Origin of the sequence: Allobosea sp. AAP35, from assembly GCF_001295925.1 — a bacterium.
Lineage (GTDB): Bacteria > Pseudomonadota > Alphaproteobacteria > Rhizobiales > Beijerinckiaceae > Allobosea.
The window spans coordinates 1-23,953 of sequence record NZ_LJHQ01000020.1 but is presented as its reverse complement, the minus strand read 5'-3'; the positions used below and the strand labels follow the sequence as shown (position 1 = coordinate 23,953).

At 66.5% G+C, this 23,953-nt stretch carries 20 protein-coding genes; 14 read left to right on the top strand and 6 right to left on the bottom strand.

Features of this window, described 5'->3' with window-relative positions; translation table 11 throughout:
* Positions 1-194 precede the first annotated feature (194 nt).
* The 3 genes from IP69_RS08250 to IP69_RS08240 all read right to left on the bottom strand — a co-directional run bounded on the left by IP69_RS08250 (position 195) and on the right by IP69_RS08240 (position 5,994).
* Entirely contained in the window at positions 195-2,444 is a 2,250-nt protein-coding gene (locus IP69_RS08250) for an ATP-binding cassette domain-containing protein (protein WP_054142343.1), read from the bottom strand.
* Positions 2,444-4,627, bottom strand: a complete 2,184-nt coding sequence (locus IP69_RS08245) for a cysteine peptidase family C39 domain-containing protein (RefSeq protein ID WP_054142342.1) — start codon at positions 4,625-4,627, stop codon at positions 2,444-2,446. Before IP69_RS08245 ends, IP69_RS08250 begins: the two co-directional genes overlap by 1 nt.
* Positions 4,628-4,725: 98 nt before the next feature.
* Positions 4,726-5,994, bottom strand: coding sequence for an NHLP bacteriocin system secretion protein (locus IP69_RS08240; protein WP_054142341.1), 1,269 nt, complete (start codon positions 5,992-5,994; stop codon positions 4,726-4,728).
* A gap of 347 nt (positions 5,995-6,341) precedes the next feature.
* Here IP69_RS08240 and IP69_RS08235 point away from each other — a divergent pair, with 347 nt between their 5' ends.
* Both IP69_RS08235 and IP69_RS08230 read left to right on the top strand, forming a co-directional pair.
* Entirely contained in the window at positions 6,342-7,322 is a 981-nt protein-coding gene (locus tag IP69_RS08235) for a tripartite tricarboxylate transporter substrate binding protein (RefSeq protein WP_197279751.1), read from the top strand.
* Positions 7,323-7,517: 195 nt separating this feature from the next.
* Entirely contained in the window at positions 7,518-8,747 is a 1,230-nt protein-coding gene (locus tag IP69_RS08230) for an EAL domain-containing protein (RefSeq protein WP_248306761.1), read from the top strand.
* Between the two features lie 37 nt (positions 8,748-8,784).
* On the opposite strand, the gene IP69_RS08225 is transcribed toward IP69_RS08230, so the two are convergent.
* The gene (locus IP69_RS08225; RefSeq protein WP_054142338.1) at positions 8,785-10,167 is read right to left on the bottom strand and encodes a PLP-dependent aminotransferase family protein; all 1,383 of its coding nucleotides are present in this window, start codon (positions 10,165-10,167) and stop codon (positions 8,785-8,787) included.
* Between the two features lie 321 nt (positions 10,168-10,488).
* Between IP69_RS08225 and IP69_RS08220 the strand changes: the two genes are divergently transcribed.
* From IP69_RS08220 to IP69_RS08180, 9 genes are all read left to right on the top strand, one after another.
* Entirely contained in the window at positions 10,489-10,971 is a 483-nt protein-coding gene (locus tag IP69_RS08220) for an MSMEG_0572/Sll0783 family nitrogen starvation response protein (protein WP_054142337.1), read from the top strand.
* Positions 10,972-10,981: 10 nt separating this feature from the next.
* Positions 10,982-12,031: a Nit6803 family nitrilase gene (locus tag IP69_RS08215; protein WP_054142336.1), complete on the top strand. Its 1,050-nt coding sequence runs from the start codon at positions 10,982-10,984 to the stop codon at positions 12,029-12,031.
* Entirely contained in the window at positions 11,964-13,094 is a 1,131-nt protein-coding gene (locus IP69_RS08210; protein ID WP_248306760.1) for an MSMEG_0568 family radical SAM protein, read from the top strand. The genes IP69_RS08215 and IP69_RS08210 overlap by 68 nt, the downstream gene beginning before the upstream one ends.
* Positions 13,091-13,636 carry an MSMEG_0567/Sll0786 family nitrogen starvation N-acetyltransferase gene (locus IP69_RS08205; RefSeq protein WP_054142414.1) on the top strand — a complete coding sequence of 182 codons (546 nt, stop codon included), beginning with the start codon at positions 13,091-13,093 and terminating at the stop codon, positions 13,634-13,636. Before IP69_RS08210 ends, IP69_RS08205 begins: the two co-directional genes overlap by 4 nt.
* Positions 13,636-14,616, top strand: a complete 981-nt coding sequence (locus IP69_RS08200; RefSeq protein ID WP_054142334.1) for a sll0787 family AIR synthase-like protein — start codon at positions 13,636-13,638, stop codon at positions 14,614-14,616. Before IP69_RS08205 ends, IP69_RS08200 begins: the two co-directional genes overlap by 1 nt.
* Positions 14,613-15,806, top strand: coding sequence for an MSMEG_0565 family glycosyltransferase (locus IP69_RS08195; protein ID WP_248306759.1), 1,194 nt, complete (start codon positions 14,613-14,615; stop codon positions 15,804-15,806). The genes IP69_RS08200 and IP69_RS08195 overlap by 4 nt, the downstream gene beginning before the upstream one ends.
* Positions 15,799-16,086: an MSMEG_0570 family nitrogen starvation response protein gene (locus tag IP69_RS08190; RefSeq protein ID WP_054142332.1), complete on the top strand. Its 288-nt coding sequence runs from the start codon at positions 15,799-15,801 to the stop codon at positions 16,084-16,086. The genes IP69_RS08195 and IP69_RS08190 overlap by 8 nt, the downstream gene beginning before the upstream one ends.
* A gap of 16 nt (positions 16,087-16,102) precedes the next feature.
* Positions 16,103-17,380: an MSMEG_0569 family flavin-dependent oxidoreductase gene (locus IP69_RS08185; protein WP_054142331.1), complete on the top strand. Its 1,278-nt coding sequence runs from the start codon at positions 16,103-16,105 to the stop codon at positions 17,378-17,380.
* 469 nt (positions 17,381-17,849) lie between these two features.
* On the top strand, positions 17,850-18,842 hold the full coding sequence (locus tag IP69_RS08180) for a catalase (RefSeq protein ID WP_054142330.1): 993 nt from the start codon (positions 17,850-17,852) through the stop codon (positions 18,840-18,842).
* A gap of 232 nt (positions 18,843-19,074) precedes the next feature.
* Here IP69_RS08180 and IP69_RS22330 read toward each other — a convergent pair whose 3' ends face one another.
* Positions 19,075-19,230 carry a hypothetical protein gene (locus tag IP69_RS22330; protein ID WP_248306758.1) on the bottom strand — a complete coding sequence of 52 codons (156 nt, stop codon included), beginning with the start codon at positions 19,228-19,230 and terminating at the stop codon, positions 19,075-19,077.
* Between IP69_RS22330 and IP69_RS08175 the strand changes: the two genes are divergently transcribed.
* From IP69_RS08175 to IP69_RS08165, 3 genes are all read left to right on the top strand, one after another.
* On the top strand, positions 19,229-20,134 hold the full coding sequence (locus IP69_RS08175; protein ID WP_082359146.1) for a molybdopterin cofactor-binding domain-containing protein: 906 nt from the start codon (positions 19,229-19,231) through the stop codon (positions 20,132-20,134). The two genes, IP69_RS22330 and IP69_RS08175, sit on opposite strands and share 2 nt — an antisense overlap.
* Positions 20,135-20,387: 253 nt before the next feature.
* Entirely contained in the window at positions 20,388-22,043 is a 1,656-nt protein-coding gene (locus tag IP69_RS08170) for an acetolactate synthase large subunit (protein WP_054142413.1), read from the top strand.
* A 14-nt stretch (positions 22,044-22,057) separates the two neighbouring features.
* A complete protein-coding gene (locus tag IP69_RS08165; RefSeq protein ID WP_054142328.1) occupies positions 22,058-23,440 on the top strand; it encodes an aldehyde dehydrogenase family protein in 1,383 nt (460 codons plus the stop codon).
* Positions 23,441-23,635: 195 nt separating this feature from the next.
* On the opposite strand, the gene IP69_RS22195 is transcribed toward IP69_RS08165, so the two are convergent.
* Positions 23,636-23,953: ATP-binding protein (locus tag IP69_RS22195; RefSeq protein WP_210165941.1), on the bottom strand; the 318-nt coding region annotated here is incomplete at its 5' end.

The following is a 23,953-nucleotide window of genomic DNA, read 5'->3' as shown; positions in this document are numbered from 1 at the left end:
TGATTGAATCAGGTTTTTGTTGAAATATCTGTGGGAGGACGCCGATATAGTGAAAGAATGATATTCGGATACTTCCGTTGCTTGGTGGCGCCTTCGGGGCGCCACTTTGTCACCTTCGTTGATAACGGGCCCGACAATGCAAAAAGCCACCGGATCGCCCGGTGGCTTCTCGCTATTTGGGGCGCCGGGAGCTGTCACTCGTCCCGGGCTGCGAACTCGCGTTTGATCCTGCGGATGCTGTCCCCCACGGGGTCGATCTCCTGCCGGAGCGAACGTGCATCCGCCGAAAGGAACTCCGCCAGAATGCCCTCCGACGCCGCCAACTCGTCAAAGGTGCCGGTTTCAGCGATCCTGCCGTCTTTCAGCACATAGATCCGGTCGCAGCGCCGTACGGTGTCGAGGCGGTGCGCGACGGTGATGACGGTGGCCTTCAGCGCATCGACAGATGCCGCGACATGCACTTCGGCAGCGGGATCGAGCGCGCTCGTTGCCTCGTCGAGCACGACCAGCGACGGCCGGTGAGCCAGGGCGCGCGCCAGAAGCACGCGCTGGATCTGCCCCATCGACAAAATCGGCTCAGCGTCGCCGATCGGCGTGGAGAGGCCCAGCGGCAGGGCGCGGATGTCGTCCTCGAGCGCCGCCAGCCGCACTGCCGACCAGACTTCGGCGTCGGAGAGCTTGAGGCCGGCGCTGATGTTTTCAAACAGCGTCCCGGGGAACAACCGACCGGCCTGGCCGACGACGCCGATCTGGCGGCGGATGGCCGCCGCGTCGAGCAGGGCGAGATCGATGCCGTCGACCTTGACCGAACCCGATTCCAGCTTCTCCAGCCCCAGGAGCGAACGCAGCAGCGTGCTCTTGCCTGAACCCGAGGCACCGACGATGCCGATATGCTCGCCTGGCATGATCTTCAGCGAGACGTTCTGCAGCAGCGCCCGGGCGCCGGGTGACCGACGCACGACGATGTCGCAGATCTCGATTTCGCCGGTGATGCGGTCGGGGCGGCTGCCGCCCCCATGAGCCGCTGGAACGGCGTCCAGGATCGGCTGGATCATGCGCCGCTGCAGGCCCAGCATGCTGGCTTGCAGGAAGGCATGGACCAGGCCGACCGCCGCGCCCGTCACGATCATCAGCGCGGTGGTGAAGGCGACGCCGTCTTGCGCCGGGAGATTCTTCTGCAGCAGGATCGCGGCCGCGATGCCGAGCGTCAGGATCAGTGCTTCCAGCGCGGCTTCCAGCGCGTGGATGTAGCTGCCCATGCGGTCAGTGACGAGAAAGCGCTCTTTCAGCGCCAGGAAGCTCTCGGCGAACAGCTTGAAGAAGCGGCTTTCCGCACCCGCGGCCCGCACCGTCTCGATCTGCGACAGCGTCTCATAGGACAGGGAGATCCAGCTGGTCGGCGAGCAGGCGCCAGAGAACAGCAATTCGACCTGCCGCTTGGCGATCCAGGCCGAGAGCGCGACCGCCAGGATCATGACGACCAGGCACAACGTGCCGGCCAGCGGCGCGGTGTGCATGATCACGGCCAGGCTGGGCAGCGCCACGAGCAAGCCGGCGACGACCGAGAGACCGAGCTTCCAGACGCCCTTGTGCCAGGCCTCCACGGACCGGGTGATCAGGGCAGCGGCAGCCGGTGCGGGCGCCTTGCCCACCCCCATGCTGCGCGACACGCGGATCATGCGATCGGCTGCCGCGGTGCGCAGCATCAGGCCGGTCCGGCCGTCGATGCGCAGCTGGCTCAGCGCGGCGGCGAACCGCGTGACCAGTGTTGCCAGGATCAACGCGACCAGCATCGCCGCGACATGCTGGAGCATGACGAAGTCGCCGCCGGGGATGACGATGTCCATCACCGCGATATTGGCCAGCGGCAACAGCGCCAGCACCATGCCGGCGAGGAAGGTCAGCGCCGCGAAGGCGGCGAGATCGGGAAGCTTTGTCCCCAGGCCAAACAGCAGCAACTCCTTCAGCGTCAGTGCCTTGTCGGGCAGCGTCGGGCTCAGCGCGTAGCCTTCGGTCCCCAGCGAAGCGGCCGTCTGCGGATCGAGCTTGACGGGTTTGCGCGGGCGCGAACCATCGACATAAAGCCAGGTCGAGCCTGACGGGATCAGCGCGAACGGCGTCGCGTCTGACCGCCGCTCGACGATAAAGGGCAGAGCGTAACGGCGCTGCCAGCCTGGCTCGACCGCGATTTCACGCGAGATCAATTGTGCCGAGCGGGCCATCCGATCGACTGCGTCCTCAGTGCTTTCGCCAAGCCCGCGCTGCTGGCCGGCCTCCGGCTTCTTGCCGTAATGCTTGGCGACGGCGCGAACCACGGCGCTCAAGGGCGATTCCGAGGCGGCGAAACTGCCACCCGAGGCCGGATCGAGGATGGTTTCGACGCGCCCGACGACATCCTCGACGAGGCTGCGGTCGCGGTTGAACTGGGCTGTTGCGAACGACATCAGGCGGCTCCGACAGCGTGGACGACATTGGTGTTGGTGGCAGGCGATGGCAGGCTGCGCGCGGGTCGCGCGAGCGGCCCGTTGGAGAAGAATTGCGCCGGATGCCCGCGGCCGGCGATGCCGCCGTCACCCACGAGGATCGCCTCGTCGCAGCGGCAGGCGGTGCCCGACCGGTGGGTGACGATGATGACGGCCGCTCCCGACGCGCGCAGCATTTCCATGATCTCCTCCTCCGAGGAGGGATCGAGCGCGCTCGTCGTCTCGTCGAGGATGATGACCGCCGGCGAGCGGGCGAGCGCACGGGCCAGCGAAAGCCGCTGCAGTTCGCCCCCTGACAGGCCGGTCTCGCCGCTAACGAGCTTGGTGTAGAGGCCGGCCGGGCGGCGGCTCACAGCCTGAGTGAGCCCGGCGCGGTGCACGGCATCCGACACGGCTGCCTGTTCGATCTCGCCATCCCAGAGCGTGATGTTCTCGGCGATCGTGCCTGAAAAGCTCGCCGGCGTCTGTCCGACATAAAACAGCCGGTTGCGCAGCTCGCTCTGCGGCCAGTCGGCGAGAGGCATGCCGTCGAGCGTCACGGTGCCTTCGGTCGGCTCCATCAGCCCGCCCATCAGCCGTGCCAGCGTCGATTTGCCAGCACCCGACGCGCCGATCACGGCAATCATCCGGCCGGGCTCCAGAGCCAGATCGACACCCGACAGGATGGGGCGGCCCGGCGTATGCGAAAAGCCGACGTCGCGCAGCACGAGGCGGCCGTCGCGCGTTTGCGGCGAGGCGCTGCGGTCGCGGCCATCGAAAGCCGCCGCGCTGCGATGGCCCTCGAGATCCGACAACCGCATCAGCGCGCCGGCCGATTCCTGGATGGCGCAGAAGCCCGCCGCGAGCCCCGCGATCGGCTTGTTGAGCAGGCCGGCCAGCATCTGCGTGGCGACGAGATCGCCCAGCGACAGGCTGCCTTCGATCGCGCGCACGGCGCAGACGACCAGCACCACCATGGTGAGCAGCAGGCCGGCCAGGATCGGGCCGAGCCCCGCCAGCGTCCTGAGGATGCCGAGACGCTGTTCGGCCGCGATCGCGGCGTCCTCGGCCGCAGTCCAGCGCGCGAGCAGCAGGTTCTCGCGGCCCATCAGCGAATAGGTGCCGAGATTGGCCATGCCCGAGGTCGCGACGGCCGCGGCACGGCCCTCCGCCAGCTGGTGCTCGCGGGTGCGGTCCGAGAGACGCGCGGTGATCAGGCGCAGGATCAGGAAATTCAGCAGCGCGGTGACGATCGCGGCGACCATGATGATCGGGTCATACAGCGACAGCACGAACAGATAGCCGATCACGAGAAAGATCTGCGGCAGCAGATTGGCCAGCGGCCCCGCGATCGTGCTGCCGAGTTCGGAGCCGATGCGGATGCGCGACACCACTTCGCCGGCGCTGCGCTGAGCGAAATAGGACAGCGGCAGGGTCAACGCACGATAGAAGCCGCTGAGGGCCGAGACGGCGCCGATCTTGATCTTCCAGGTCGCGACCGTCCAGGACGAGAGATAGGACAAAACGGCCTGCGCGAGCGAGATCACCAGCAGGATCGCCAGCAGCGGGGCCAGCCAGTCGGACTGGCGCGCGCCCAGCACGTGGTTGACCAGGGCGCTCGTGGCGCCCGCCAGTGCCAGGCCCGGGATCACCGCCAGCATGCCGGTCGCCAGGGCGACGCCCAGTGCATCCTTGGAGTGAGCTGCTTCGCGGATCAGGGCCATCGCGACCGAGGGCCGGCGTCCGCTCTTGACGAAGCCCTCATCGGGTTCGAAGGCCATGGTGAGCCCGGTGAAGCAATCGCCGAACTCCTGGGCGCTGAGGGTCAGGCGGCCCTGCGCCGGGTCGAGAATGGTGAAGCTGTCAGTGCTGGCTTTCTCCAGCACGACGAAATGGTTGAAGCACCAGTGCAGAATCTGCGGCATCGGCAGCTTCGCCAGATCGGCGGGCTCGCGGCGAAAGGCAACGGCGGTGAGACCATAGCTTTCGGCGGCCTCGATCAGCCCGTCGGCATCCACGCCGTCGCGGGAGGTGCCGCAGCGCTCGCGGGATTCCTCCAGGGTGATCCAGCGGCCATGGGCTGCCAGCACCATGGCGACGCAGGCCGCGCCGCATTCGGTTGCTTCCATCTGGAGGAAGAGCGGCGTCTTCTTCACCGACGACATGAGCGGGCTCCTATGGCCGGGCGCGGAGCCAGGCTGGGCGAATTGGGCTGAAGCTGGAATTAGGGCGTCGAGACGCGGCGATCAGGCCGCGTCGGTGCTCAGTCGGTCGAGCCGAGCAGGCGCCGCAGCGCGGGCATCGCCAGCGACAGCAGGGTCTCGCGCTCGACCGTGATCCGCGAGCTCACCGGCGTGCCCGGCGTCATCCGCATTTCCGGGCCTTCGCCGGACGTCCAGACATAGCTCGACGGCGTATCGGGGTCGCGATGCAGCGCGATCCGGACCGCAAAGGGCGCGCCCGTGCCGGTCACCTGCTGCACCAGCGAGGAATTGCCCAGGATGCGCGTCAGCGCGCGTTCGGTGATCGGCGCCTCCGAGATCTCCATCACCGTGCCGCGGACGCGGCCCTGCTCGCGCACCGGCAGCGAGGCCGGGCGGATCAGCACCTCGTCGCCGATCTGAACGAGCTTGCCGTCTGACATCGAGACATAGGTAAGGGCTTCGAGCTTGCCGCTGAAGTCTTCGGGAATGATGCTCAGCACCGGCTGGCCGGCCGTGACGAGGCCGTTGCGCTCGGCCGACAGTTCGGCGACCGTGCCGCTCACCGTGCTTTTGAGAACCGTGCCGCGCTCGAGTTCTGACCGCAGCGCCGTCATCTCCGAGTTCAGCTGCTGGATCTGGAACTTGATCATCATGCGCTCGCGCTCGATCTTGCTCTCCGTTCCGAAGGGCTCCATCTTCATCGCGAGCAGGTCGCTCTTGGCGCTGGCAAGCTGATCGGCGATCTGCTGCGTCTGCACCTTGGTCTCGAAGACGCGGTTGCGCGTGGTGGAGCCAAGCTCCATCAGTTTCACCTGGTCGCGCTCGAGATCGCGCTGCCAGGTCAACCGGGTTTCCATGTTGGCGATCCGGTCGATCAGCGCATTGCGACGCTCGGTCCGGGTCTTTTCTTCCGTATCACGCTCGAAGATCTGAAGCGTTTCGGTTTCCCGCGCCTTCTGCTCGAGCGAGGCCATGTCGCGCTCGGCCTTCTGCAGTGCGTTGATGCGGTCGGGCAGCCGCACACGGGCGACGATCTGGCCGGCGGTGACGTGGTCACCCTCGTTGACGAGGATGGTTTCGACGATGCCGTCCATCACCGAACGCACCGGCTTTAGCAGTTCGCCTGAGGTATCGACCAGAACACCCGTGCCGTTGACCCGTACCGGAACCTGGACGAACCGGCTCCAGACGACCGCGCCGCACAACAGCAGGGCGAGAACCAGCAATGCACCGCGCGTCAGGCTGTTGGTGACGTGCATCGTGTTCTGGAGCTTCCCGATGCGGCTATGCGCATCGAGTGCTTCCTGCCGGAAAAGATTGACTGACATGAACCGCCCCCCAAGGCGTCGCCCCATTTAAGAAGCAATGGTTTTGCGACCGATGAGTCAGAACTAGAGGTGCGGTCCTTAGCGTGAGGTAAAAGTTTCGTCGCCTTGAGGTCATAGAGGAGCGTTCACACCAATGCTTTTTGTTATCGTTGACGAATATTTACTAGCATCTGGATTCGGCAACCTTTACAATCTGTAAACCATCGCGGACGAGCCAGCATGACGCATCGTCGCTCTCAGTAAATCTTAACTCATGCCGTGCAAGTCCTTGACCCGTTGATGAAACACTGTCGGACCCGCCTCAGGGATCGGCAGGCCGTCAGGCGCAAGCCATGGGTAGGGCGAAGATGTTGAAGCCGATCGCAATCCTCTCCCAGATCGCGGCTTTGTCCGCGGCACTGGGCCCCGCTTTCCCGGCCATGGCCGCATCCAAGCAGTATCCGGTCAAGCCCGTCATCATCGTCGTGCCCGCGCCGCGCGGCGGCGGCACCGACATCTTTGCACGCGAACTCGCCAAGATCGTCGAAGAAGATCTCAAGCAGGCCGTCATCATCGACAACAAGCCGCGCGGCGGCGGCACCGATGGCGTCTCCAAGGCGGTGTCGGCCGACCCGGACGGCTATACGCTCGCCTTCGTCTGGAACAGCCCGCTGACCGCCAAGCCGCTCGCGGCTCATGTGTCCTACACCCCGCAGAGCTATCAGGCAGTGATGTCGATCGGCTTCTCGTCTTATGTGCTCTGCGCCCAGCCCGGATTTCCGGGTGAAACCGCGCAGGATTTCATCAACGAGCTCAAGGCCAAGCCCAACGGCTACACGGTCGGCAATGACGGCGTCGGCGGCACCATGCATCTGGCTTCCGAGCGCATCTTCCAGCAGATCGGCGCCAAGGTTCAGGCCATCCCCTATGTCGGCTCGACCGATACCGCGCGCAACTTCCTCGCCGGTCAGGTTGATATCTATGGCGGCTCGCTATCGACGATCCTGCCCCATGTCCGCGACAAGAAGGCCAAATGCCTGCTGCTGACCTCGGCTGCAGACAACGCCGCCCTGCCGCAGGCCGGCGGGCTGGACAGCGTCGGCCTCGGCAACATCGAGACCGTCCTGTGGTGGGGTCTGATCGCACCGGCGGGCACGCCGCGTCCGATCGTCGACAATCTCGAAGCCGCCTTCATCAAGGCCGCCTCGACCGAGCGTTTCAAATTGCTCATGGCCAAGCAGGGCGCGACGCTGAAGATCCGCAACAGCAGCCAGACTACCGCCCTGATCAAGACGGAAGCCGAGGCGTTGAAAGTCGTTGCGGACGGCGTTGGTCTTCGCAAGAACTAACGGTCGTGAAGGTCTCCGTTCCGCCGCGTAATGCGGGCTGGTGGGGCGGGGCTGATGGCCGCTTATCGCGACGCAGCACTCGCTGCGGCACGGTGGCTCAATCGCCGGCGGCCCATTCGCAAGCCTTTGCATCCCTTCAGGTAACCGCGCCTCACAGTGGCGAGGCAGACAAGCTCGCCGATGAAGGACGTTAAGATGTCGATCCTTGCCTGTCTCGCAAACGGCTCAGAAACGGCGGGCCTTTCCGACGGATTCATGATCGACCGGGTGCTTCAATCGGTGCGCCAGCACCTGGGCATGGAGGTCGCCTATGTGTCGGAGTTCGTGCGCAATGAATCGGTCTTCAGGGCGGTCGACGCTCCCGGCCTGGAAGCGCTGATCAAGCCGGGCGATTCGCGCTCGCTGGACGATGTCTATTGCCGCCATATCCTGGCGGGCCGTTTGCCGCAGCTAATCCCCGATACCTCGGCCATCCCCCTCGCCGCCGCCATGGCGATCACAAAGGCTGTCCCCATCGGCGCCCATGTCAGCGTGCCTCTGACACTGTCCGACGGTTCCGTCTTCGGCATGTTCTGTTGTCTGAGCCCGCATGCCAACCATTCGCTCAACGGTCGCGACCTGCAGGTCATGCGCGCGTTCGCGGACATCACCGCCCACCATATTGATGAGGATCGGCGCAGCAGCCGTGATCGCGATGCCCGGCACGCCCAGATCACCCAGATCATCGACAATCGCGCGTTCGACATTCACGTCCAGCCGATCTGGGATTTCGCCAGCGATCGCGCCGTGGGCTTCGAGTGCCTCGCGCGCTTCTCTCAGGAGCCCCGCAGATCGCCCGACAAATGGTTTGCCGAAGCCGCTGAGGTCGGGCTTGGGGTGCCCCTGGAACTGGCGGCGATCGAAGCGGCTCTGGATCATGCCAGGCGTTTGCCGAAGCACATCTACCTGACGATCAACGCCTCTGCCGAAGCGGTAATGGCATCGGAATTCGGCGACATCGTCAGCCGGCTTGACCCGCATCGTCTCGTGATCGAGGTGACGGAACATGGCGTCGTGCATGACTACGAGGGCTTGTTGGCCAAGCTCGATCGCTTTCGGCGTCAGGGCGTCCGCCTCGCGGTCGATGATGCGGGTGCCGGCTATTCGGGACTCCAGCACATCGTGCGATTGAAGCCCGACATCATCAAGCTCGATATGTCGCTCACACGCAATGTGGATAGCGATCCGGCCCGACGGGCGCTCGCCAGCGCGCTGATCTTCTATGCTCGCGAGACGGGCTGCCAGATCCTGGCCGAGGGGATCGAGCGCGATGCCGAATTGCAGACTCTGAAGTTGTTGGGCGTCAGCATCGGCCAAGGGTACTGGCTCGGTCGGCCCGTGCCAATCGACGTCGCCGTATCGGAGCTGACATCGGTTGCCGCCTAGAGCCTGCAGCCCTCCGCGCCATTCGACCGGGCCCTGGCTAGAGGAAGGTCGACGTCGCGGCGGGTGTCCCGTCCAGCGTATGGGCCATGAATTCGAGCGCACTGCGTAGCCGCTCGCGCGGCAGCGGGCCTCCCAGGCAGATCCGCACCGACTCCGGCGGTGCCCCTTCGACGGTGAAGGCATCGCTGGCGACGATGCCGAGGCCCGTCGCACGCATGTGGCCGATGAAGGACGAGCGCGTCCAGGCTGGGGGCAACGGCACCCAAAGATTGAAGGCCAGCGGATCGGCCTTGAAGCTGTCTAGAGGCAGGATCTCGGCCGCCATCTGCTGTCGCGCGATCGCTTCCCGGCGGATGAAGCGCAGGATCGCGTCCGCCGTGCCGTCCTCGATCCAGCGCGTCGCCAGCGCCACCGTCAGCGGCGAAGCCATGATATTGGCGGCGCGCATCGCCGCAGCGAAGGGCCAGGCCTGCTTCGCCTCCGGCGCGACGACATAGGCCGCGCGCAGGCCCGCCCCGATGCATTTTGCCAGTCCTGCGATGTGCCAGGTCAGATCCGGGGCGATCGCCGCAAAGGGGGCCGGCCCGTGCGCCGGAATGAAGCCATAGGCGTCGTCCTCGACGATCGGCAGGCGCTGGCGGCGTGCAATGGCGGCCAGCGCCTCCCGGCGGGGTTCGGGAATCGTCAGCGTGGTGGGGTTGTGCAGGGTGGGGTTGAGGTAGAGAGCCTTGGGCGCATGGCGCCGGCACGCCTCGGCGAGTGCATCGGGCGTCACGCCGTCGTGGTCCATCTCCAGGCCGACGAGCGTGAGCCCGAGCTGGGCCGCGATCGAACGGCAGCCGGGATAGGTCACCGCCTCGCATAGGATGGTGTCGCCCGGCCTGGCGAGAAGCCCGAAGATGCCCAGCAGAGCGGGATGGGCGCCCGGCGTCACCAGCAGCCTGTCATGGCTGGGAACCAGCGCGCGCCGCCCCAGCCAGTTCGAGGCCGCATCCTTGTCAGCCTGCGCGCCGCCGAAGCCCTGATAGCGCAGCAGGCCCACGAGATCGCGCCCGACCTCCGTCAGCCCCGCGCTCATCCGACCCAGCAGATCGGGATCATCCGGCTCGGGCGGCAGATTCATCGACAGATCGACGGGCAAGGGCACCTGTCCCCGCCCCGGGGCCGACCGCGGGCGCGGCAGGCTGACGAAGGTGCCCTGGCCCACCCGCGATTCGACGAGGCCGCGCTTCTGCGCTTCGACATAACCGCGGGCGACGGTCGTGAAATCCACGGCGAGACGCTGGGCCAGCTTGCGCTGCGGCGGCAGTCGGTCACCCACGGCAAGCCGTCCCGCCCGCACGTCGAGCGCGATGGCGTCGGCGATGGCGAGATAGCGCGGCAGGTCGCTCAGCGAGAGGTCGGGTGTCCAGGCCAACATCGTTCCAGGGTCTCGCGAGTCACACAGTCAAGATTGACTGTACATTGTAGCATTTTATCCTGTCACGCAATTTGCATTGCCAGGCATGTGGCCTCGCAAACGGCTACAGGACGGCAAAATTTGACGATCTGTCGCATTTTGTTGCGCTAGATCATATATCAAGCAGCTTATTGTTCACCGATCGCATCTGATGACCGGATTTTTGACTGCATTCAAAGACGATTTTGAGACCATTCTTGATCCATTCAATTTGGCATGCGGGTTGCAATTGATTGTTTGCAGCCCGCCGCTCCCAGGCGGTCGTCAGAAATGAGGTGAGCGATGCCAGCCGTCACGAAGGAAGCCAACAAGAAGGGCGATTTCCTGGTCGACTACGAAGAGAAGGTCTTCGAGGACGTCAAAGCCCAACCGGGTGAGAAGGCGCTGATCACCTTCCACACCGTCGCCTTCGAAGGCTCGATCGGCCTCGTCAACCTGCTGCAGGCCCTGCGGCTGCAGCGGAAGGGCTTCGAGACCTCGATCCTGCTCTATGGCCCGGGCGTCACGCTCGGCATCCTGCGTGGTTTCCCCAAGCTCGGCGACGAGCCCTTTCCGGGCGCGCAGAACTTCGGCAACCAGATCGAGAAGTTCATGGCCGAGGGCGGCAAGGTCTATTGCTGCCGCTTCGCCCTGCAGATGCTCTATGGCCATGGCGAAGGCTCGCTGATCCCCGGCATCAAGCCGATCAGCCCGCTCGACGTGCTCGATTGCATCCTGCTGCACAAGCGCGACAACGCCTTCATCATCAACACCTGGACGCTTTGAGGGCCTCGCGATGGTGCCGGGCCCCATGATCCGAGTTGCCGCGATCCAGATCGCGCCCGATCTCGACAGCTGGTCGGGCACGCTGGAGCGCGTGCTCAACGCCATCGCGGATGCCGCCGCCAAGGGAGCCAAGCTCGCGGTCTTTCCCGAGACATTCGTGCCCTGGTACCCCTACTTCTCCTTCGTGCACCCGCCGGTCATGACCGGCGGGGAGCATGTCAGGCTCTACGACAACGCCGTCACCGTGCCCGGCCCGGTGACGGAGGCCGTCGCCTCCGCGGCGCACCGGCACGGCATGGTCGTCGTGCTCGGCGTCAACGAGCGCGACCACGGCTCGCTCTACAATGCCCAGATCATCTTCGACGCGACCGGCGAGCTTCTGCTCAAGCGCCGCAAAATCACCCCGACATTCCACGAGCGGATGATCTGGGGCCAGGGCGACGGCGCCGGGCTCAAGGTCGTCGATACGGCCGTGGGTCGCGTCGGCGCCCTCGCCTGCTGGGAGCATTACAACCCGCTCGCACGCTACGCCCTGATGGCGCAGCATGAGGAGATCCACGTCGCCCAGTTTCCCGGCTCGCTGGTCGGGCCGATCTTCGCCGAGCAGATCGAGGTCACGATCCGCCACCACGCGCTGGAGAGCGGCTGCTTCGTCGTCAATGCCACCGGCTGGCTGACCGAGGAGCAGATCGCCCGCATCTCGCCCGAGGAGGGCCTGCGCAAGGGTCTTCGCGGCGGCTGCATGACCGCGATTGTCTCGCCGGAAGGGCGCCATCTGGTGCCGCCCCTAACCGAAGGCGAGGGCATCCTCACGGCCGATCTCGACATGGGGCTGATCGTCAAGCGCAAGCGGATGATGGACTCCGTCGGGCATTACGCCAGGCCCGAACTGCTCAGCCTGATGCTCGACAACCGCCCGGCCGAGCCGATGCGGACAAGCGCCGCATTCCCCGTCCCATCCTTCGACAGGAGCAGCCCCGATGGAGCAGTCGATGCCCCAAGCCATGCCGACGGAGCACCTGATCAACGAGTTGCAATCTTTCGGGGTGCGGCTGGTTGATCCCAAGGCCGGTGCCGACAGCCGGCGCGGGGGGGCTGGCCCCTCGGACCACAAGGCGATGACCATCGACGGCATGACGGTGATGGTACCGGTCCATACGGCGCCCTCCTTCGACAGCCCCTATCTGGTCGAGCAGCCCGACGCTTTCGGCAAAAGCCGCATCACCCGCGAAGGCCTCGTTCTTGGCGAGGTGTCGTTTCCGCTTCAGCCGCGCTTCTACGGGCTGACGACTGCCGACGGCGTGCCCTATTCCAAGATCGCCGTTCTGCATGGCCGCGACGTGCTGGCGACCACCGTGCTCCAGACCTGCATCCGCTACCAGAGCCGGACCAAGACCTGCCAGTTCTGCGCCATCGGCCAGTCGCTCGCGGCGGGCCGCACCGTCAAGCGCAAGACGCCGGCCCAACTCGCCGAAGTCGCCAAGGCCGCCGTCGAGCTCGACGGCGTCAGGCACATGGTCATGACGACGGGAACGCCGTCCACCAAGGATCGCGGCGCGGCAATTCTGACCGAGAGCGCCCGGGCGATCAAGGCGGCCGTGCCGCTGCCGATCCAGGCCCAATGCGAGCCGCCCGACGACGACGCCTGGTTTGGCCGCATGCGCGAGGCCGGGGTCGATGCGCTGGGCATGCATCTCGAACTCGTCACGCCGGCGCTGCGCAAGCGGCTGATGCCGGGCAAGGCCGAGGTCCCCCTGGAGCGGTATTTCACGGCGTTCGAGGCGGCCGTGCCGGTGTTCGGGCGCGGCCAGGTCTCGACTTATATCCTGGCCGGGCTCGGCGACACGCGCGAGGCGATCCTCGGCATCGCGCAGCGGCTGGTGGCGATCGGCGTCTATCCCTTCGTCGTGCCGTTCGTCCCGATCTCCGGCACGCCGCTCGAAAGCCATGCGACGCCGCCGGCCGCCTTCATGCACTCCATCCTGGGGCCGCTGGCCGGGATGCTGGTTTCGAGCGGCCTGAAAGCGATCGACGTCAAGGCCGGCTGCGCCAAATGCGGCGCCTGCTCGGCGCTCTCGACCTATGAGCGCGGCCAGGCCCTTCGGCATGGAGGTTGCGCGTGATGTTCGAGCCCTTCGCCCCGTTCCTGCCGAGCGAATACCGGATCAAATTCGCCACCGAAGCCTGGGAGCGCGAGGGCGCTGCCAGGCTCAGGCGCAGGGTTTTCTGCACCGAGCAGGGCCTCTTCTCGGGCGACGACCGCGACGCGATCGACGACCATGCGATCCTGCTCGTGGCCATCTCGCTCTGGGGCGTTGCTGCCGACGACGTGGTCGGTACCGTGCGCATCCATCAGGCCGAACCGGGCCTGTGGTGGGGTTCTCGGCTGGCTGTCGAGGCCGGCCACCGCCGCGTCGGCGCGCTGGGGGCGACGCTGATCCGGCTGGCCGTGTCGTCCGCCCATGCGCTGGGGGCACAGACCTTCCTCGCCCATGTCCAGACCCAGAACGCGCTGCTGTTCCAGAAGCTGCACTGGGATTTGCTGGAGCCGGTCGATCTGCACGGACACCCGCATCTGCGCATGCAGGCCGATCTGGCGTATTACCCGCCCTGCTTCACACCCGAGATCGGCTTCCAGGCGCTGCCGGCGCGGAAGGCCGCGTGATGGCTGCCGGGTCGGACCTCGCCAGCCTCGCCGCCAGCTTGCGCGCCAGCCGCAGCTTCGGCGCCAAGGAGGATATCGGCCTCGTCGCGGGCCGGCTCGGCCTCTCGGGCGCGTCATCCGTGCCGGTCGGCGACGATTGCGCGGCGATCCCCGATGGCGAGGGCCATCTGCTTTTCGCCATCGAGGGCTTCATGAACGAGTTCGTCGCGGGCGACCCTTGGTTCGCCGGCTGGTGCGGCGTGATGGTCAACCTCTCCGACATCGCTGCGATGGGCGGCCGCCCGACCGCGATCGTCGATGCGCTCTGGGCTGATGGCGCACAGAACGCCCAGCCGGTCCTCGAGGGTCTGCGGGCCGCCTCTCAGGCCTATGGCGTGCCGATCGTCGGTGGTCACAGCAACCTGCGCACGGATCGCGGCCAGCTTTCGGTCGCCGTGCTCGGTCGTGCCAAAGTGCTGCTGACGAGCTTCGACGCCAGGCCCGGCGACAGGCTCGTGGCGGCCACCGACCTGCGCGGGCGCTATCGCGAGCCCTTTTCGAACTGGGAAGCCGCGACGCAGGCGCCCGCATCCCGCCTGCGCGGCGATCTCGAGCTGCTTCCGGCCATCGCCGAGGCGGGCTTGAGCCGGGCCGCCAAGGATATCAGCCAGGGCGGCATCGTCGGCACGGCCGCCATGCTGGCCGAATGCTCCGGCGTCGGCATCGAGATCGACATCCGCGAGATCCCGAGCCCCGACGGCGTGCCGCTGGACCGCTGGCTGCTGACCTTCCCGAGCTATGGCTACCTGCTGGCCGTCGCGCCTGCCGATGTCACAGCCGTCACCGGCCGCTTCGCCGCGCGCGGCATTGCGGCGGCCGATATCGGCACGGTCACGATGGGCTCCGAGATCGCCATCACCGATGGCACGGCCCGCGAAACCATCTGGAACGTCGCGGCCCGCCCGCTGCTGCGATGCGCGCCCGGGGAGGTTGCCGCGTGAGCCGTTCTCTGCGCATCGCCATCCTCGCTCATTCGATCAATCCACGCGGCGGCGTGGTGCATGCCCTGGCTCTGGGCGAGGCGCTGACCGCGCTCGGGCATGAGGCAGTCGTCCATGCTCCCGCGAGACCGGGGCAGCGCTTCTTTCGCGAGCCCGCCTGCGAAACCGTGCTGGTCCCGGCCGAGGCCTCCGGCGAGGGTCTCGCGGCGCTCGTCGAGATCCGGGTCGGCGACTACGTGGCCCATTTCGAAAAGGGCACGTCACGCGGCTTCGACGTCTACCACGCTCATGACGGCATCTCGGGCAACGCGCTCGCCACGCTGAAGGCGCGCGGCGCGATCACCGGCTTTGCGCGCACCGTCCATCATGTCGATGCCTTCGCCGATCCGCATATCGAGGCCCTGCAGGCCCGCTCGATCGTGGAGGCGGACCGGCATTTCGTCGTCAGCCGCCACTGGCAGACCGGGCTTCGCGAGGGGTTCGGCCTGAACGCCGATATCGTCGGCAACGGCGTCGACCGGCGCTTCTTCACGCCGCGTCGCGATGGCCGCGAGCAGGATCTGAGGCGGAGCCTTGGCTTCGGATCCGGCCCCGTTCTGCTCGCCGTGGGCGGCGTCGAGGAGCGCAAGAACACGCTGCGCATGCTGCAGGCCTTCGCGCAGCTGCGTGCGATCTGGCCCAACGCGCAGCTCGTCATCGTCGGGGGCGCCTCACTGCTCGACCATGCCGGGTATCAGCGCGCTTTCCGGGCCGAACTCGAAGCCGACCCCGCCACCGCCCGTTGTGTTATTCTCGCCGGTCCGCAGCTTCAGGCCGACATGCCCGCTCTCTACCGGCTGGCGGATGCGCTGGTCTTTGCCTCCGTCAAGGAGGGCTTCGGCCTGGTCGCCCTCGAAGCTTTGGCCTGCGGGACTCCGGTCCTGACCTCGCATATCCCCCCCTTCACCGAGCATTTCGGCCAGGACGACGTGGTCTGGTGCGACCCGCTCGATCCCGGATCGATCGCCAATGGCATGGCGGCCGTTCTCATGCCCGCGCTTCGCGGCCGGCTGGAGCTGCACCGCGAGGCGGCCCTGGCGCTCCATCGCTGGGACAGGACCGCCGGCGCCCATCTGCCGGCCTATCGCGCGCTCGCCACGATGACGCTGCCGGAGGCGGAGCCGGCGCCGCAGGAGCTGGCCCATGCCTGAGATGCATTTCCATATTCGCTGGCCCGACGGCGAGAGCGAGCGCTGCTATTCGCCATCGCTCGTCATCAAGGAGCATTTCGAGCCGGGGCAGAGCTATGAGCTCGCCGACTTTCTCGGCCGCAGCCGCCTCGCGCTGACCATCGCCAGCGACCGCGTGCGGGCGCGCTATGGCCATCCCTGTTCGCTGGCTCTCGGCCAATTGGCCCGCATCGAGGCCAGAGCGGCGCGCTATCGCGCCGCGCCGGCCGCAGCCGTGCATGTCGAGCGCTTCGAAGAATGATCGGGAGGATCGCCATATGACCGAACCAACCATCCGCCATGTCCATGTGCCCGTCGCCATCATCGGCGGCGGACAGGCCGGCCTGTCGATGAGCTGGTGCCTGAAGCAGCGCGGGATCGAGCATCTCGTCTTCGAGAAACACAAGGCGGCGCATTCCTGGTCGACGCAGCGCTGGGATTCGTTCTGCCTGGTGACGCCGAACTGGCAATGCCAGTTGCCGGGTCACCCCTATGCCGGAGACGACCCTGACGGCTTCATGCTGAAGCACGAGATCGTCGCCTATCTGGAGGCGTACAAGGCCAAGGTCCATCCGCCCTTGCGCGAAGGCGTCTCGGTGAACCGCGTGATCCGCTCGGATTCCGGCTTCGCGATCGCGACGTCTGAGGGTGATTACAGCGCGGACCGGATCGTGGTGGCCTCGGGCGGTTATCACCAGCCGATCATCCCGCGCCTCGCCGAGCGGCTGCCCGGCACGATCCTGCAACTCCACTCCGAGCAGTACCGCAACCCGGCCTCGCTGCCGCCGGGCGCGGTGCTGGTCGTCGGTTCCGGCCAGTCGGGCTCGCAAATCGCCGAGGACCTTCATCTCGCCGGGCGGCAGGTCCATCTGGCGGTTGGCGATGCACCACGCTGCGCGCGCTTCTATCGCGGCCGCGACGTCGTCGCCTGGCTCGGCGACATGGGCTATTACGACATGCCGGTCGAGAAGCATCCGCTGCGCGAAGGCGTGCGCGACAACACCAACCATTACGTCACGGGCCGCGACGGCGGCCGCGACATCGATCTGCGGGCCTTCGCCCGCGAGGGCATGAAGCTCTACGGGCTGCTCGACGGGCTCGACGGCACGACCCTGCGCTTCCGCCCGACACTCAAGGCATCGCTCGACGAGGCGGACCGCGTCTACAACAGCATCAATGCGGCGATCGACACCTGGATCGCCGACAAGGGCCTGAGCGCGCCGCCGCCTTCGGTCTACCTGCCCCTCTGGGATCCCCCGGGGGAGCCCGCTGCGCTCGATCTCGAAGCCGAGGGGATCGGTGCAATCGTCTGGTGCATCGGCTTCCAGCCCGATTTCCGCTGGCTCGACGCGCCCGTCTTCAACGGCGCGGGCCACCCTGTCCACCGGCGGGGCATCACGGGGGTCGATGGTGTCTACTTCCTCGGGCTGCCCTGGCTGCACAGCTGGGGCTCGGGACGGTTCTCCGGGGTGGCGCGGGATGCGGAATTCCTGGCCGACGATATCGCCAGGCATGTGATCCGCGCCGCCGACCCCGCCGGACGAAACGCAGCCTGACACGCGGTAGCAGGCGCCGTGGCGACAACCAGTTCGCCTGGCGAAAGGTCACGTCGCTTTTGGCGGGAAGGGTTCGCACGAACCTCACGCCCTTCCTCGGCGGCCACAACCGTCGTCGGCAAGATCGAGCTGGGGCCCGCGTCTTGGCGACGAAGCCGCGGCGAAGCGAAGCGATGCGTGTTCGGCCTTCCCCCCGGGCGCGAACACGCAGCCGTGAAGTAAGTTGAAGATCGATTGATCGTCAGGCGCCGAACTCCATGGCGGTGTGCCCTTCCAGCACCCTGCGAGGAGCTTCGCATGATGTCGACGTGTGCAGGCAGACAAGGTCGGGTCAGACGACGACGTCGACCGACTGCACCTGTCTCATCGACAGGCGTGTTGCGCCGCGTCTCCAGGGCGAGGGTCGATCCGATCGCGCATTTGCTTCTCGATTGCCCTTCCGAACCCGCAAACTTCTGATGAGGACAAAATGACCATTGCCTTGTTGCTCCGCACCACCTGCATCGCTGCCATTTGCGTGTTCGTTCACACCTCTCCGGCGCTCGCCCAGAGCTCTCCGACGGAAGCCATCGTCGATACCATGCGCACCTTGTCAGGCAAGCAATCGACGCGGCCCAGCGGCGCCAAGGGGCAGTGCTTTGCGGCGCGCCTCACGCCCACCGTCGAAGCCAAAGAGCTGACGCAGTCGCCCGCATTTGCAGGCGAGCGGGCCGCCGTGGTCCGATTCTCGGTCGGGGGCGGCAACGCCAAGGTCCCGGATGCGACCAAGACCGTGAATCGCGGCATGGCACTGCGGATCGATCCGAACGGTCCCGGCCAGAGCGAGTTCGTGATGGTCAACGCGCCGGTCAATTTCGTGAAGTCTCCGCAGCAGATGCTGGCGTTCCTCCAGGCGAGACTGCCAGGCGCCGATGGCAAGCCCGATGCGGCGAAGATAAAGGCCTTCACCGACGCGAACCCAGAGACCACGAACCAGGGCCGGTTTCTGGCGGGCCGCCCCATCCCTGCCTCATGGGTCGGTGTCAGCTACTGGGCGATCCACCCCTACACGCTGACCAATGCGAAGGGCGCGACGCAGATCGTGAAGTTCAAGCTGTCGCCCAAGGGCGGCGAAGTCGGGTTGAGCGACGACGAAGCCAAGGGGAAGCCGGCCGATTTCCTGGTCGACGAACTGAAGGCCCGGTTGGCGGACAAAAGGCCTGCCGGTTTCGACATCCTGGCGATCCTCGGTTCAGCCGGAGATGCCGCTATCCCTGCGACACAGACCTGGCCGGACGAGGAGACGCGGCGCAGCGTCAAACTGGCTGAACTCACCGTGACGGGACTGGCCGAAAATGACATTTGCGATCGCGAGATCTTCGATCCGTCCCGATTGGCGGAGGGTGTGAGCGGGCCCATTGACGACCCGCTGTTCGCGGAACGAGCGCCCGCCTATGCGATCTCCATCACCCAGCGGAATTGAGGTCGGGCCCATCCGCTGCTGGCGGCCCGTTCGGGCCCATGGAGCAGGCTTTTGCCCGCGCCGCGTCGAGTGGCGCGGCGCGGAGCCCCGGACATGATCCAGACCCTGTTGCCCAAACCTGACGGCACCATGGGACAGGCGGTCCCGCGCTGTGAGGGGCGCGCCTTGGAGCTGTTCGCCACAATGCGTCTGGGACGGCGACCGGCTGACGGTCCACGAACCGGGCCAATATCTAAACAGCGTCAAGTTCGGGCTGGCCGAGCAGCTCGGCATCGACCCCGAACGCATCCGCGTCGTCAGTGCCCATGTCGGCGGCGCGTTCGGGGCAGAAGGTTTTCTGACCCAGCGCACCGCGCTGGTCGCTATCGCCGCGCGCCGGGTGGCTCATCGGCCATGGCTGCGCCACGGCCTTCTACCCGACCCAGGCGGGCAATGCCGCCGCACGGATCCGGCTGACCGCTGATGGACGGGCCCATGTCTTCAGCGCCGGCCATGAACTCGGCCAAGGCATGTACACGATGATGGCCCAGGTCGCCGCCGAGGAACTGGGTGTGCCGGTCGCGCATATCACGGTGTCGCTCGGCGACACGGATCTGCCGCCCACCGTCGTCGCGGGCGGCTCGGCCGGCACCGCCAGCATCGCGCCCGCGATCATGGCGGCCTGCGTGGCCATCTGCCGGCGGCTTGGCGGCGAGACGGGGTCGTCTGCCAACGTCGTGGCGGCGATGGCCGCGTCGGGCATGGGGGTCATCGAGGAGTTTGCGGAAACCCGTGCGCATGGCCTGCCTCCGGAGAGCGTGCGCGGCCTCTATCGCGGCATGGCCTTCCCGACCGGCGGGGTCGGCCTTGCCGACCGGGTTCAGTTCACCCTCGGAGCGCAGTTCGTCGAGATCCGCATCCACGCCATGACGCGCGAGATCCGGGTTGCGCGCGCGGTCGGCGCCTTCGCGGCCGGACGCATCATCAATCCCCGAACGGCCCACAGCCAGCTCGTCGGCGGGATGATCTGGGGCATTGGCTCCGCTCTCCACGAACACAGCGAGATCGATGCAAGGACCGCCGGCTACATCAACGCGAACCTGGCGGATTACCTGATGCCGGTGAATGCGGACGTCGTCGATGTCAGGGCCATCATGGTGCCCGAGGAGGACAGGCTGGTGAACCGGGCGGGCGTCAAAGGCGTCGGAGAGATCGGCGTCGTCGGTGTCGCCGCCGCCATCTCCAACGCCGTCTTTCACGCGACCGGACGGCGCGTCCGCGACCTGCCGATCCGGATCGAGCACATGATGTAGCGCTATGCCGGGGCAATGGTGGCTGATCGCGGCTGGGGACTGATCTCGGCCGTGGCCCCCTCGCCGCGTTCCATCAGACAGATTTGGTTGAATCGATCGTCTGGGGCACCATGGTGAATACGACGGCCTCGATTTCAGTTGGGCGAGACGCAAAGCCGTTCAACCGCCAGAGCGTCCGGACCGACCTGCGTTTCCCGACGCTGACATCTCCCGGATGCGTCACTATCTGTCGCTCGATCGAAAGGATGCTGCGATGCTCAAAGGTTCAGACCTCCTCGTCAAGGCGCTGGAAAATGAAGGCGTCGATCGTATCTTCGGCGTTCCCGGCGAGGAGAATCTCGACGTGCTGGAATCGTTGCGCACGTCCAGCATCAAGCTCGTCCTGACGCGTCACGAGCAGGCGGCGGCCTTCATGGCGGCGACCCATGGCCGGCTGACGGGCAGGCCCGGCGTCTGCATCGCGACATTGGGGCCGGGAGCGCTCAACTTCTCGACAGGCGCTGCCTATGCGCATCTCGGCGCCATGCCGATGATCATGATCACCGGCCAGAAGGCGATCATGACCGCCAAGCAGGCGCGCTTCCAGATCGTCGATGTCGTCGCATCGATGAAACCACTGACCAAGATGACGCGCCAGATCGTCAGCGGCGCCAGCATCCCCTCCATGGTGCGCGACGCCTTCCGCGTCGCGATGGAGGAGCGGCCCGGCCCGGTCCATCTCGAACTGCCCGAGGATGTGGCAGCCGAAGAGGTCGACGACGCCTTCCTGATCCCGGTGCATGCGCTGGAGCGGCCGGTCGCCCCGGCCTCGGCGCTCGACCGGGCCGCCGAGATGATCCTCGCGGCCAAGCGCCCGCTGGTGATGATCGGCGCTGCCGGGAACCGGCCCCGCCTCGTCGAGGAACTCTCGTCCTTCGTGCGGCGCACGCGGCTGCCTTTCTTCAACACCCAGATGGGCAAAGGTGCCGTCACGGGCGGCTCGAACCTTTATATGGGCACCGCCGCCCTGTCCGAGCGCGACCATGTCCATCAGGCCGTCGCCCATGCCGACCTGATCATCGCCATCGGCCACGACACGATCGAGAAGCCGCCCTTCCTGATGACTAATGCCGGCGGCTGCGACGTCATCCATATCGGCTACCAGTCGGCGAGCGTCGAGCAGGTCTATCACCCCGATGCCGAGGTGATCGGCGATATCGGCGCGACCGTGACGGGGCTTGCCGACAGGCTCGAGGGCAAGCTCGAGCCCGACGCGTCGATGCTGGACCTGCGCCAGACCATCCTTGCCAAGATCAACGCGCGCGCGGAGGAGGACCGCTTCCCGATCACGCCGCAGCGTATCGTCCACGATGTGCGTGCCGTCATGCCGGAGGACGGCATCGTCTGTCTCGACAACGGCATGTACAAGATCTGGTTCGCCCGGAACTACCGCACGCATGTCGCCAATACGCTGCTGCTCGACAATGCGCTGGCGACGATGGGCGCCGGCCTCCCCTCGGCGATGATGGCGGCGATGCTCTACCCGGAGCGCCGGGTCATGGCGGTCTGCGGCGATGGCGGGTTCATGATGAACTCGCAGGAGATGGAGACCGCGGTGCGGCTCGGCCTCAATCTCGTCGTCGTCATCCTCAATGACAACGCCTATGGCATGATCCGCTGGAAGCAGTCGGTCGACAAGTTTCCCGATTTCGGCATGACCTTCGGCAACCCGGATTTCGTGCGCTACGCGCAGTCCTATGGCGCCAAGGGCTCGCGGGTGAGTTCGGTCGGCGATCTCGTCCCGACCCTGGAAGCCGCCTTCACCGGCGGCGGGGTGCATCTTGTCGAGATCCCGATCGACTATTCGGAGAACACCCGCGTGCTGGTGGAGGAACTGGCCAACCGCAGCCCCGACATCCAGCTCGCCTGACCAGGAGATATCCGATGCTGCAGGTCGTCCAGGCCTTCGACCGCGCCCCGATCACCGAGATCGCGACCGATGACGCGGCCGCCCTCGAAGCCAAGCTCGCCGCCGCGCAGCGAGCCTTCCGCGACCGCGATGGCTGGCTCAAGCCGCATGAGCGCATGGCGATCCTGCGCCGGCTCGCCGGCCTGGTGGAGAGCAAGCGCGACCATCTCGCCATGCAGATCGCACGCGAGGGCGGCAAGCCGCTGCCCGACGCCATCGTCGAAGTGACGCGCGCGATCGACGGCATCCACAACGCCGCAGACGAATTGCGCAACCTTTCCGGCCGCGAGATTCCGATGGGGCTGTCGCCGGCCGCGATCGATCGCTGGGCCTTCACCACCCGGGAGCCGATCGGCATCGTCGCGGCGATCTCGGCCTTCAATCATCCGCTGAACCTGATCGTGCATCAGGTCGCGCCGGCGATCGCTGTCGGCTGTCCCGTCATCGTCAAGCCAGCCGGCACGACTCCGCTCTCCTGCCTCGACTTCGTCGCGCTCGTCCATGAGGCTGGGCTGCCGGAAGCCTGGTGCCAGAGCTTCATCCCCGAGACGACCGAACTTGCCGAGAAGCTGGCCACCGATGCGCGCATTGCCTTCCTGAGCTTCATCGGCTCGGCCAAGGTCGGCTGGTCGCTGCATTCAAAACTGGCGCATGGCGCGCGCTCGGCGCTCGAACATGGCGGAGCCGCGCCCGCGATCGTCGAACGCAGCGCCGATCTCGACGCGATTATCGGCCCGATCGTCAAGGGCGGCTATTATCATGCCGGCCAGGTCTGCGTGTCGACGCAGCGCATCTATGTCCATCAGGACATCGCCGACGAGTTCACGCAGCGTCTCGTGACGCAGGTGCAGGCGCTGCGCGTCGGCGATCCCGTTTTGAAGGACACCGAGGTTGGCCCGCTGATCCTGCCAAAGGAGGCCGACCGCATTGCGGCCTGGGTGGATGAGGCCGTGCAGGCGGGCGCGGGCTTGGCGACCGGCGGCGGGCGCCTGTCGGAGACGACGCTGGAGCCGACGGTTCTCCTGGCGCCGCCCACTGAGGCCAAGGTGTCGCAACTCGAGATCTTCGGGCCCGTGGTCTGCGTCTACCCCTATGCGAAGCTCGACGACGCCATCACGCAGGCGAACGCGCTGCCGGTCGCCTTCCAGGCCAGCGTCTTCGCGCAGGACATCGACATCGCCATGCGCGCCGCCAACCGGCTCGATGCCTCCGCCGTGATGATCAACGATCCGACGACCTTTCGGACGGACTGGATGCCCTTCGCCGGCCGGCGCGAGTCAGGATACGGCACCGGCGGCATCCCGTTCACCATGCGCGACATGACGCAGGAGAAGATGATCCTGATGCGCCGGAGTTAGGCGGTCAGGCGACTTTCTCTCCGCCCGTCTGCTGTCAGGTTTGTGCAAGCTGAGGGTTCAATCGTCCCGCCTCATCATAAGGGAATGGATGACGATGCCGACAGGAACCAGCACCAACGATCTGCGCGGCCATCGGCCGGGCGTGACGCGGACCGCCCGCGGCGCGAGCTCCGCGAAGGCGGATACCGCGTTCGGTCAGATCGATGATGTGAGGCTCACAGATCCGGCGACTGACACCTGTCCCGTCGTCCAGGCCTTCATGGAGGCCTGGCGCGAAGGGCTGCCGGAGATGGAGCGGCGTATCCTGGTGCCGCTGATGGTCGAGGTCGCCCGGTCACGTGACACGCCGAGACGCTTCATGATGGCGTCGACGATCGAGAGACCCAGCCCGCTGCCGCTGGTGCGACGGTCCTTCTTCCACAGAGCGACGTTTTCAGGGGAGCTCGTTTCGCGGTAACGCGCGGCGGAGCGAAAAGGTGGCAGCAATGGTCGAATGGTGGCTGATATCGCCGT